This is a genomic window from Klebsiella sp. A52, from assembly GCF_018388785.1.
In the GTDB taxonomy this organism is placed as follows: domain Bacteria; phylum Pseudomonadota; class Gammaproteobacteria; order Enterobacterales; family Enterobacteriaceae; genus Klebsiella; species Klebsiella aerogenes.
Genome location: NZ_CP074437.1, coordinates 3,073,130 through 3,085,721, shown reverse-complemented (window position 1 = coordinate 3,085,721; position 12,592 = coordinate 3,073,130). Strand labels below are relative to the sequence as shown.

8 protein-coding genes are annotated in these 12,592 nt (G+C 45.5%); 1 reads left to right on the top strand and 7 read right to left on the bottom strand.

Annotation, left to right across the window (positions count from 1 at the left end):
• Nucleotides 1-44 precede the first annotated feature (44 nt).
• The 6 genes from KGA69_RS14550 to galF form a co-directional block, all read right to left on the bottom strand.
• On the bottom strand, nucleotides 45-2,198 hold the full coding sequence (locus tag KGA69_RS14550; protein WP_047046468.1) for a polysaccharide biosynthesis tyrosine autokinase: 2,154 nt from the start codon (nucleotides 2,196-2,198) through the stop codon (nucleotides 45-47).
• A gap of 16 nt (nucleotides 2,199-2,214) precedes the next feature.
• Nucleotides 2,215-2,649, bottom strand: a complete 435-nt coding sequence (locus KGA69_RS14545; protein WP_072057560.1) for an arsenate reductase/protein-tyrosine-phosphatase family protein — start codon at nucleotides 2,647-2,649, stop codon at nucleotides 2,215-2,217.
• A 2-nt stretch (nucleotides 2,650-2,651) separates the two neighbouring features.
• On the bottom strand, nucleotides 2,652-3,788 hold the full coding sequence (locus KGA69_RS14540; RefSeq protein WP_047046465.1) for a polysaccharide export protein: 1,137 nt from the start codon (nucleotides 3,786-3,788) through the stop codon (nucleotides 2,652-2,654).
• Nucleotides 3,789-3,898: 110 nt separating this feature from the next.
• Nucleotides 3,899-5,338: a capsule assembly Wzi family protein gene (locus tag KGA69_RS14535; protein WP_045391859.1), complete on the bottom strand. Its 1,440-nt coding sequence runs from the start codon at nucleotides 5,336-5,338 to the stop codon at nucleotides 3,899-3,901.
• A 921-nt stretch (nucleotides 5,339-6,259) separates the two neighbouring features.
• Nucleotides 6,260-6,889 (bottom strand): phosphatase PAP2 family protein, encoded by a 630-nt coding sequence (locus KGA69_RS14530; protein WP_049061330.1) that lies wholly within the window; start codon nucleotides 6,887-6,889, stop codon nucleotides 6,260-6,262.
• Nucleotides 6,890-7,337: 448 nt separating this feature from the next.
• Entirely contained in the window at nucleotides 7,338-8,228 is an 891-nt protein-coding gene (gene galF, locus KGA69_RS14525) for a UTP--glucose-1-phosphate uridylyltransferase GalF (protein ID WP_015706060.1), read from the bottom strand.
• Nucleotides 8,229-9,083: 855 nt separating this feature from the next.
• On the opposite strand from galF, the gene KGA69_RS14520 reads away from it, so the two are divergent.
• On the top strand, nucleotides 9,084-10,670 hold the full coding sequence (locus tag KGA69_RS14520; RefSeq protein ID WP_045391864.1) for a TerC family protein: 1,587 nt from the start codon (nucleotides 9,084-9,086) through the stop codon (nucleotides 10,668-10,670).
• Between the two features lie 47 nt (nucleotides 10,671-10,717).
• Here KGA69_RS14520 and asmA read toward each other — a convergent pair whose 3' ends face one another.
• Nucleotides 10,718-12,565, bottom strand: coding sequence for an outer membrane assembly protein AsmA (asmA, locus tag KGA69_RS14515; protein WP_045391866.1), 1,848 nt, complete (start codon nucleotides 12,563-12,565; stop codon nucleotides 10,718-10,720).
• Between the last annotated feature and the right edge of the window lie 27 nt (nucleotides 12,566-12,592).

Here is a 12,592-nt window from a genome sequence, read left to right as displayed (position 1 = left end):
TAAGGTGAGCTATAGTAGCTCACCTTTAATATCATAATAATTTATTATTCTTTGTTTGAGTATGAATAACCATAATGATTATATCCATAACCATAATAGCTACTTGCTTTCTTTAACACACCATTCAATATACAACCTTTAACATTTACACCACTTTGTTCAAAGCGCTTAACACTTACTGAGATTTCTTTCGTAGTATTAGCCTCGAAACGAGCAACAAGCAATGTTGTTCCTGCATAGCGCCCAATGATAGCAGCATCGGTAACCGCAAGGATTGGTGGTGTATCGACAATTACAAGGTCATAATTACTTGATGCCCATTCGATCATGTCAGAGAAGCGAGTATGCATTAGCAATTCAGCAGGGTTCGGAGGAATTTGTCCACGGCCAATATAATCAAATTCACCACCGGGAACTCGTTCGATGACTTTTTCAATTGATTCTTGACCAGATAATATCTCAGATAGTCCCTTGGCATGCTGTTTGCCCAACATTTTGTGTACATACCCCTTACGTAAATCGGCATCCACAAAAAGAACTTTTTTTCCTGTCAAAGCAATTATTGCAGCTAAGTTAGTACTAATGAAAGTTTTACCTGCATTAGGGCTAGCACCTGAAATCATAAGAACATTATTCTTTGCTTCCATCATTGCAAAGTGAAGGCTGGTGCGTAAACTTCGGATAGCTTCCACAGCCAAATCAGCTGGATTCTCTACAGCAAGTAAAGTACTAGATTGATTTTTATTGCGTTTGATTTTTCCGGTATTTTGTTTTGTTAACCATTCAGACACCGGTACACTTGCATAAACATTTACACCGAGTTCTTCTAATTGTTCAGGAGATTCGATTCCTCTACGCAGAACGACACGAACCAATACGAGTCCTACCGAAATAAATAATCCCAATATAATTCCGATTACGATAACAAGGATTTTTTTAGGTTTCACCGGACTTGGTTCTGTTATTGCCTGATCAATTATACGGACATTACCAATAGCACTCGACTTAGCAATGCTTAACTCTTGTTGCCGGTTGAGCAACTGCATATACACAGCTCGACCTGACTCAACATCACGGCTTAATCGAAGTACTTCTTGCTGCGTTGATGGCATCGCGCTTACGCGCTTACTTAGTTTTCCTTTTTCTTGTTGCAGAGTTTTACGTTTTTCCATTAACGCTTTATATGTAGGATGTTCTTTCGTATATAACTGCGAAATTTCAGCCTCTTTGAATGTCAACGTATTCAATTGGTTATCGACATTTACAATTTGATCAAGTACTGATTTTGCCTCCATAGACAAATCAACTGAGTCTTTTTGTTTCCTATAAGCATTCAATTTATCTTCTGCAGCATCTAAGTCAGAGCGAACAGTCGGTAACTGATTACTCAAAAACTCTAAACTCTTTGCATCTTGTGCTGCTTGCCGATCGACATTCTGGGATAGATAATTTTGACTAATATTATCTAACATATGAGCAATAAGCTCAGGATCATCTCCGGTTAATGTCAAATTAAGCATCCCGGTATCTTTGCCTTGATCGACAACACTAAATGAGTCTTGAAGGTTACTTATTGCTAATAGCCTTGGCAAATATCTTATTTTAAATTGTGTTCCCGGTTCTGCATCGATTGATTGAACTAATAATGATATTCCTTTATCTTCAATCAATTTACCCACGACTCCATTAATGACCAAATCACCACTTTCAATTTGGTAATTATTTTTATCCTTAACTGTCAGTATGATTTCAGGTGTATCGCCCTTCAGGCTTTTTGGCAAATACAGCCTGGATACATTTATTTTGCCTCGTTTTTCACCTAGTATTCTGGATAAACCTTTCCCAAACACGGGAAAGTAAATCTGTTCTGTCTGAGCCTGAAGATTTAAATCATCAACTGATTTGCCAAGAATCATTCGTGATTGTAGTAATGCTATTTCAGGTGCAGACTGAGGTTGACTATCAGGCAACATCTGACTGAGACTATCTAAAAGTGCATTTCCTTGTTTTTGTTCAACTTGGATTAAAGCATTTGCTTGATATATTGGGGTAGCTAACAGTGAGTACAATACCGCCAGTACTGTAAAACCAGCAGTAACAGCAATGATGAGTTTTTTATGGTCAATCAACTCACCAATCAGCCGCCCGAAATCAATGTCGTTACTATCTTGCGAAGTATTGTTATTTAATGATGCCATGCAGAAAATTCCTGAATTATCTACCTAGTTTCTCTGCCCAGTGCTGGCAGCTTTGGTCTATTAATCGATACACCGACTCAAACGCCTCATCGCTTTTGCGATAAGGATCGGGGATTTCTTTTCCTTGCAACCAATGTCCAAGTAGCATTGTCTTGCCTCTAACCTCCGGCGCGATTCGACTAACTTGTTCTAAATGCTCAGTTTCCATTACAAGTAGCAGATCGTATTGTCGACCCAAAGCACTAGTAAATTGTATTGCTTTATGCCCTTCCAGGGATATACCATGGTTACTAGCTACCCTTATCGCTGAATTATCTGCTGCATGACCTACCAATGCGCCAACACCAGCGGAATCAATTTTTTTATCTGGAAAAATACTACGTAGTATTCGCTCTCCTATTGGAGAGCGACAAATGTTACCTGTACAGATCACTAATATAGAATCAAACATTATTATGGCCACGTTTTGATATATCTAACAGTTTCAGTCATATCATGAACCCCACTAATTGTTGGTACCAATTGTGAAATAACGCGGTTCCATCTAACCAGCGGAGCTGTTGTAACATAAACAATGTCATATGGCTGTAATTGGAATTCAGTCCCTAATACCATTGCGGATGCATCTTGAGCATTAAGTTGGTAAATATTAGCAATTTTACCCTGCTTATCACCTTTAAGCTGGCGAACTACAAATACCCCTGTTGCATCGCTCATTGCTTGGGAAATTCCTTCTGCATTCCCTAGAGCTTCTGCGAGCGTCATTCCACTTCGATCCATTTTCATGGTGCTTTGTTTGCCCACTTCTCCCATCACAAATACCTTGAGATCATCGTTTCTTGGTACAAACAAAATGTCACCCGGATACAGTAAGTGGTTTTGAGTTAAATCTCCTTTTTGCATCAGAGCATATAATGAAATCTTAGTATCTTTGCCATTATGTGTCAGGACTACATTTCGCCAATCAGCATCAGGTGCTAAGCCGCCCGCGTTATTTATTGCGTCCATAACTGTCAGCGGTATATTGGTTATCGGTTGTTGGCCTGATTTAACCACTTCACCTGTAACATATGCTTTTTGAGAGCGGAAAGCTGCCACGCTGATGTCGACTTGTGGACTCTCGATGTATGTTGTCAATCTGCTCGCTATTTCTTGTCTAACTTGACTCAACGGTTTTCCTGCTACCTGAACTTTACCTATATAAGGATAAAAAATTGAGCCGTCAGAATTCACCCAGTTGCCGGTGTCACTTGCACTACGATACTGGCCAGCTGGAGTAGTTAACTCTGGATGATCCCAAACAGTGACCATCAGCACATCCCCCACCCCAATACGATACTCATAGTTTTTCAATAAGTTATCTAACTGAGGGTTTGGGCGAGCCAGCACAGTCTCAGGTCTAAGCTGCTCCACTAACCTCGGCGTCATTGGATAAACGTTCACCAACTTATCCAGGTCATAATCGCTATCCGGAAGTTCAACTACATTTTTGCGTAAGCTGTTCAGCCCCTGACCCGGAACAATAGTACACCCTGTCAAAAAGCTAATTGCCAATGCCACTGCTGAAACCCTAACAATTTTTTTCTTCATAATGTCACATCATCAATAAACCAAATTTTTCAATTACTGATTTGCCGTCTGAGTTTTTACCGATTAACAATTCACAATCAGTAATCCCTACCCTCTTCTCAGCATCCAGCCTATAAACTAAATGGAATCTCTATCCCTGCACTGGCACCAACATCGTCGCTATCGCTGTTATCGGCATTGGTGTACCAAAGATTAGTATTCAATCGAACAGATTTATAGACATCGCCACTCCAGCCCAACTGTATCCCTTTTAAGGTGTCTGAATTAGGAAACGCTTTATTGATAGTCTGATTTTCCGGGTTCACTTTCGCGTACACCAGACGGGTACTCCAGCGCTGATTATCTTCAGTCACCAACTCAACTTTGCCTGCAAACAACTGGCCATCGCCCCCCATCGCGTCACCTAGTGGATAGCCTTGCTGATAATAACCATCTTTATAGATGTGATGGGTATAACTGTAATTAGTGCGACTCATATTGGTACGGGTATCATGCGCCTCCACATACCAGTTAATCGCATCTTTACCCCAGCCGTGGTGACCTTCAATACCACCAAGATACATATTCGCGGAAGGTAGGAATCCTGACTCATCTTCGCCAATCATTTGGCCATAGAAACTCACCGGCCAGCCCAGGGTAGGTTCGAGCTTAAACTTAAAATCAAAGCCGGCAAGTTGGTTACCCGGTTCATTTGGGTCGTTGGCTGACGAGTTGTCTTTGCCAGTAAAGCCATCCCAAAAACTGCTAAAGGATTCAGGACGCCCTTCTCCCCCCCACTGCATTATGCGTGAAGCGCCAAGCTCAAGTGACTGAAAAGGTGTGAAAGTAAGACGCCCACCAAGGATCTTAGCATGAGGTACGGCCGTATATTGGTTCATCTGGCTTGCGGAAATCTGATACTGCCACGGACCAATCCAGCGCAACCACCATGTCTCAGGAGCAGCTTGTTCAGCGCGTTGCATTAAAAAACCGGTCATCGGTCTTGCCGCATCGCCACGAATCAGGCTTCCTTCATAACCAGGGCCCCACCACTGAGGCACCTGACCGAATGATAACCATTGATTCCAGAACTTGACTGCGCCATACGCGCCGTTGGCATTAAAGCGCGATCCATTGCTAATACGCTCGCCGCCTTCGACATTCCCCTGCAGATGCACATCCCACCATTCACCGCTGTTATTGAAGGCAAGAGAGAGAGAATTATCTGCTGGTTGGCTTTGGCCGAATCCCTGAGGTGTTCCAGGCTGGTCAGTTGACGTATAGCCGCTTACGCGAAAATCCGCCTTCAAATTAGAAAGGCGTTGATTGATGCGCGCCAGGACAACTTGTTCAGAGGAATATGAAGGTTTTGCTTTTTTCAGTGCTCGGGTAATTTCTTCCTGGCTGAGCGGCCAGGTGGAGAGACTTAGATGAATGACTCCGCGATCGGATAACCACGCCAGGTCGTTGCGAAGTTCATTATCATTTTGCACCAACCCTGCTGCATATACCTGCGAGCTAACTGATGCAACCAGACCCAAAGCAAGTGCGATACGAGCAATTTTTATCATTGTTCAAGTTCCATTTACGAGTCCCTTCCCACCAGGTGGGTACGGCAATGGGGATTTTTAAGAATCAGGAGCTTATGAGTTCGACAAGCCTATTTTTTACAACAGCGATCCATTGCCTCGATGGACAACATCCTCAGGTACGAGCGGTTTGCTGCAAACGGATGTGAACTTAATGCATTCATAATGTAAGCGATATTGGTTGCCAAGGCTACTTTCATGGGCTCAATAATGTGCACATGATCAGAAGTCTGACAACGTCGCTATGCGTATGGTGAGTATTCAAAACATTGGGTACCGCGAGTGTCTGGATACGCTACCGCCCTTGGCTTAACAGCTACCAACGCACTGTACCTCTTACCCAGGAATTTTCTTTACATCGGCTGTTGGTGAATTAACCACAGCAATTATTTTTACCGCCTCGAGTTTACGAGATTCTTCTGTTAATTGGGAGCATAAATTCCCCCCCACGAAGCGGATAAAACGATATTTTTCATTTTTACCGGCAAGGGTTCATCTGTTAATAAGATTATTTAATGGCATCTCTCACCAGTTGACCACTTTATTACCACCCTAAGAATGATCCATGGTAACTATATGATTTTAAATCGATTAAAATAAATACCATGTTTAAGTAAAAAAATACCCATGCAGTAGTCAACTACAAAATATGATAGATATCATTACCCACTTCTTTTTTGGGTTCCAGAACGATAACTCTGATTTCCGTTATTCTCTTTTCATTTAAGAATCATCTTATCCGTAATAACATACCGGACCGTGCTTTCAAGGATCCTGTTAACATTATTATGTTTCACCATTATGAAGGTCACGATTCTAAAATCCCTTAGCTAGCTATGGATACGCTATTTATCATACTAATCACGCCAGCAGTTAACCCTTAAACATATCGAACTAGTATGATTAATATATATGCTTATGTAGATCGGCTCTGGTAAACGGCTTGTCAAATGGCCCGATCATGGTTGCAACCTCGCCTAACAAGGACTGCGTCGGTGCTTTAACCCCAGTGTTTAATAATATGAGTGGGATAATTACCACGCTCAATGCCCCCATCCATGAAATCTGCGCAGAACGAAAAGCCGACGTACGCCATTGCAACAGCAGAAAAGTCAAACTTCCACAAGCACCCAGAATAAATCCACTCACCACTTCAGATACCGAATGTGCATGAATCATCAATCGGGAATAGCCCACAATACCCGCCAGAATAAAGCCCAGAAGCACGGCCCCCCAGCGCAGGGATGATGAAGCACGAGAAGTTAACAGCCATAAGAGTATTGGCCAAAAGGCGGTTGAGAGTGCGGTATGTCCGCTGAAACCGGTAAAATCGATTTCCCGTATGCCAATTCCCCAGCCCATAAAGGCCAGTTTTGAAATGCACACGACAGTCCCCGTAATCCCAAAGAGCAGCGCCCATTGCCAGGCCAGAGTCCGGGATGTTTTACGCAGCACCAGCACCGCGAACAGCACCACTGCACTAGGAAGCAACACGGTACTATCGCCAAAAAACGAGACAAATTGCCAGTTCATTTACGCTTCATCCTCTGACGATACATCCCTTTTCCCTGTATCTTATCCATGAATTCCTTATGGGCATATTCATCCATTAACGTTACGTTTATATGCATACATCACCGTTGTTTAATGGCTAAACATGATCTCAGTCAAGTTTTATTTCGCATCTCTAACTGTGCTACAGTGCGCTTACTTAAGAAAGAGCGCACTAAGCAACTATCAGTTAAGCAATTTTCTGACTCATCTGACCAAATGACTGCTTCACGCACGACAATCATCAATCAGCCATCGCATCTATGTACTCAATAAGATTCAACTGAGATGAAAACTCTTCATTGCAATTAATGAACCGAATAAATAAGAATCTCGGCTTCATTTCAGTTGGATCTTCTAACGCTGGCGTGCCACCCAACAATATGATGTTATCTGCACGCCAGCTTTCGTTCGTATTAAGCGCCTGGTTTCACGCCAGCAGCTTTTTGATGCTCTCGCGGAACTTAGTTCCTTCTTTATGGTTACGTAAGCCGTAGCTTACAAACGCCTGCATGTAGCCCATTTTTTTACCGCAGTCGTAGCTCTCACCGGTCATCAACATGGCATCAACAGACTGTTTCTTCGCCAGTGCGGCTATAGCGTCAGTCAGCTGGATACGACCCCATGCGCCAGGTTCGGTACGCTCAAGTTCTTCCCAGATATCAGCAGACAGCACATAACGGCCAACGGCCATCAAATCGGAATCGAGCGTTTGCGGTTCGTCTGGTTTTTCAATAAATTCAACAATACGGCCAATCTCCCCTTCCACTTTCAACCCATCTTTGGTTTGAATGACGGAATACTCGGAAAGGTCCCCTGGCATGCGTTTGGCCAGAACCTGACTGCGCCCGGTTTCATTAAACCGCGCTACCATTGCCGCAAGGTTATAACGCAGCGGATCCGCGCTCGCACCATCAAGAATGATATCCGGCAACACTACTACAAACGGATTATTGCCAACGGCCGGACGCGCACAAAGGATAGAGTGACCCAGGCCCAGTTGCTGACCTTGTCGAACGTTCATTATCGTGACGCCTGGCGGACAAATCGCCTGCACTTCTGCTAACAGTTGGCGTTTAACTCGTTGCTCCAGCAGCGCTTCCAGCTCATAAGAGGTATCGAAATGGTTTTCTACAGCATTCTTAGATGAATGGGTGACCAGCACAATTTCTTTGATTCCGGCGGCGACAATTTCATCGACGATATACTGAACCATCGGCTTATCAACGATCGGCAGCATCTCTTTCGGTATCGCTTTGGTTGCAGGCAACATATGCATCCCTAACCCTGCTACCGGAATAATTGCTTTCAAACTCACCATTATTTCATCCACCTATATGGTTATAAACTTTCGAATTTTTGTCAGAACGTTGATGTCACTGGCATTTGTTTGTGATGGTACAGCATCGTACCGTGCACGACTTTAACCAAAATCCTAAATTACTCTCTTAGTCCAAGAATACACGCAAAAAATGCTAGCTGACAGGTAGCTTTAAGAAAATTCTCACACATTTGTCCTGGTCAATTGGCATTCATGGGAACAGAGCAAAAGCAGCGCTTAATGCATTGTTATTTAACAATAATAATTGGAAAACGATCCTGGCGATAAGCAACTTCCTTTGCAGATTAAACACCTTCTTTCTTAAAAATCGCCATGGCAAGACACTTCAGTAAAAGTCAAATACCATGTGAAATAGCAATTTGGTGATAGTAATTAGTAAAATCGTCTAAACTTTGGACAAAAAGCTAACTTGACTAACCTTCTTACCCGCAGATTAACCCATTATCCATCGCTGATACTGCTGCTTTTATGCAACAATGAGCCATCTTAAGGGTCTTATTAAACGAGAGGCCTGACAAGCTACGGAATTCAGTAGGAATTTTCCCCTAAATAACAACTTGGTGAAAAATACGCCAATATTTTGGTGTTGGCTACGGTTAATAATCTTTTCTTATCCTTGCTATTACCGCACAGTAATTGTGTGGATTTCTAATTAATTCCAAATCAGCCCAAATAGATCTTAAAGGCCCGATATTTAACCATCGCTTATTACGTTATAACTTTCGTTTGTACGCTAACCCGCTACGCATCGCCACCATAAGTCGTTGCATTTTACCTGGCGCTTATCCATGATCGATAGATGATACGATTATGTTGTAAAGGTTCTTATTGATTATGGAATGGATTGCCGATCCCTCTATCTGGGCTGGTCTCATTACGCTCGTGGTTATCGAACTGGTTCTGGGGATAGATAACCTGGTATTCATTGCTATCCTTGCCGAAAAGCTTCCCCCTGCCCAGCGCGATCGCGCGCGTGTTACCGGTCTGTTGTTGGCAATGGTGATGCGTTTGGTTCTGCTGGCGTCAATTTCCTGGTTAGTCACCCTCACCACGCCGCTCTTCAACTGGCATGACTTAAGCTTCAGCGCCCGCGATTTGATCATGTTATTCGGCGGGCTGTTCCTGTTGTTTAAAGCCACCGTTGAGCTTAATGAGCGGCTGGAAGGGAAAGACAGTAATAATCCCACCCAGCGTAAAGGGGCGAAGTTCTGGGGCGTGGTGGCGCAAATAGTCGTGCTAGATGCTATCTTCTCGCTGGATTCAGTCATTACCGCGGTTGGTATGGTTGATCATCTGGCGGTAATGATGGCCGCAGTTATTATCGCCATTACGCTGATGTTAATGGCCAGCAAAGCCCTGACCCGCTTTGTCAACAGCCACCCCACGATTGTCATCCTATGCCTTAGTTTCCTGCTGATGATCGGTTTTAGCCTGATCGCCGAAGGGTTTGGCTTCCCAATCCCGAAAGGTTATCTGTATGCCGCTATTGGTTTCTCGGTGATGATCGAATCATTCAATCAGTTAGCTATCTTTAATCGCCGGCGCTTCCTCTCGGCAAATCTCACTATGCGGCAGAGGACGACTGAGGCGGTGATGAATCTACTAAGCGGACGTAAGGAGAATGCTGAGCTTGATGCCGAGACGGCAACCATGGTCGCCGATCAGGGGGAAAACCCGCTGTTTAATCCGCAGGAACGCTTAATGATTGAGCGCGTACTGAATCTGAATCAACGCACCGTCAGCAGCATCATGACTTCACGTCACGATATTGAACACATCGACTTAAGCGCGCCCGAAGAGGAAGTCCGCGCGCTGCTGGAGAAAAACCAGCATACCCGTATAGTCGTCACCGGCGGCAACGATAACGAGGATCTGTTAGGGGTTGTTCATGTTATCGACCTGCTACAGCAGTCGTTGCGCAATGAGCCGCTTGATTTACACGTTCTGCTACGCCAACCGCTTATTTTTCCGGAAACCTTGCAGCTACTCCCGGCGCTGGAGCAGTTTCGTCAGGCGCGGACGCACTTTGCTTTTGTGGTCGACGAATTTGGCTCCGTTGAAGGGCTGGTGACTATCAGCGATGTTATGGAAACCATTGCGGGTAATCTGCCTAATGAAGTGGAAGAGATCGATGCTCGTCATGATATTCACAAAAACGCCGATGGCAGTTGGACCGCTAACGGCCATATGCCGCTGGAGGATCTGGTTCAGTACGTTCCGCTGCCGCTGGATGATAAACGCGAATATCACACGATAGCCGGATTATTGATGGAATATTTGCAGCATATTCCAGCCGCAGGTGAAGAAGTGAAGATTGGCAGTTATACCCTGCGAACTCTGGAAGTTGAAAGCCACCGAGTGCAGAAAGTACAGATTATCCCGCCGATTGAAGTAGAAGATGAATTAGATTATGAAGTGTGAATAAAGCGGTTCAGCCGCCGCGGGTCACCTGCGGCGGCTGATGATGATTACAGCTTATCGAGCAGTTTCTTCACATCTTTGCCGTTCTGACTATTACTATTGCGTTCAGCCCACTCGTTCAAACGCTGTCTGGCTTCGTCCTGCAACTGCTTACGCAGGATCTGATCTACCTGTAGGCTATAGCTTAACGACTGCCACTTACCATAGATACGCAGCGGGATTGCCGTCTGCTTGAGGCGGTCAATCAGCTTGCTTTCACCTTTCCAGCCGCCTAACACCCGCACGTTGAAATGCATGTCGCAATCCTCTGCTTGCAGATTCAAATTACCTTGCCCGTTCAACGCCATCATTGCCGACTGTCCCTGCAAGCCGTTAAGCGTTATCTGGCCATTATTCAGGGTTAAATCACTGCTTAACGCGTCAAGCTGAGTCGCATTATCGAAGTTTTCTTGCGCCTGTACGTTGGTGCTCCTCGCTACAGCCTGCTGTACGAGCTGCTGGAAGTTGAGCCCTTCAGTACGCGTATCCTTCATTCGCAGCTGTGCCTGTCCCTGCCAGTTACGACGGAAGTCATCTGCATCAATGCGCGGGCCGGAGAAATCGCCATTCAGGGATAATTTTCCCGTCAGGCTAATCGGGTAGTGGAACGCCTGCAAAATGGTACCGATTTCCACATTATCTAACTGCGGTTGGAAAGCGGCATGGGACGTATTGCCCCGAACATCCAGCACTCCAGGTAAAGATATACGCCCCTCGCCCAGACTGCCCTGCAGTTGTTTCACCGTCAGCAGGCCCTGCTGGTTCGTGATATCACTCTTCACCTGGCTGAATCGCATACCACGCCACTGCACCTGATCCGCCGACAGCGCGAGCTGGCCGTTAAAGCCAAGCAAACTATGATAATCCTGCTGGATATCGCTATCGGCAATCACGGGGCGCAGCTGTCTCGGCTGGCTTTGCCCACGCTGATCGGCATTGCCTTCATTGGCCGCCGCGTTTTGCGCAAGCAAACTGTCCAGATTCAGGGTGGTCGCCTGCAGGTTTAGCACCCAGTCAGGTTTATCCCCCAACACAACGCTACCACTACCGGTAATTGCGCTGCCATTAGCCGTGAGATTGAGATTGTCGAAATTGAGTTTTTTCGCCTCTTCAATCCAGCTGGCTTGCAGACTTCCTTGCCCGTTGAGGCCATCCGGCGGCAGCTCCGCTCCGCGTACCTGCCAGTTGAGCTGCGAAAAATCAGCTTTCAGAGAATGAGGGTAATCACCGCCCTGAACCTGTGCAGTAAAGGACAACGCCAGGTCACGCTGATCGCGATTGACCCTGCCGGAGAAATCAACCGTCGCCAGATGGTTGTCATCCTGCTCCATTTGTAAGCGTATGTCGCGCACGGTGATCTGTTCGCCATTTTCATGCTGGAAGAACAGGACACTATCGGCTACCTGCAGCTTACGGACATCGTAGGACCAACCGCGATCTTGCGGCGCCTGAGGCAACGTATTGTCATGCGGCACCACCGGCGCGTTCTGGTCACGCACCGCTTCCGTTTTCGCGGTAAGCTGAATGACCGCGCCTTTCAGCATCACCTGCTTGACCTGCAGTTGATGAGAAAGTAGCGGCATCAGCGCAACATCCAAACGCATATTATCAGCACGCACGACCGGTTCGGAAGCACCTGGCGCCGTTAGCGCCATACGGCCGGAGAGAATACTCAACTGCGGCCAAACATGCCAACGCAGCGGACCATCAAGCTTCAGTTGATAGCCGCTACGCTCCGCCACTTCCTGCACCATATAGTTGCGGAAGTCATTAGGGTTGACCAGCAACACCAGCGCAGTGAGTCCCGCGACAATGACGGTCAACAAGATCATCAGCGTGGTCAGAATTCGTCTCATGACATCCTCTATAAGCCGCTTACTTTA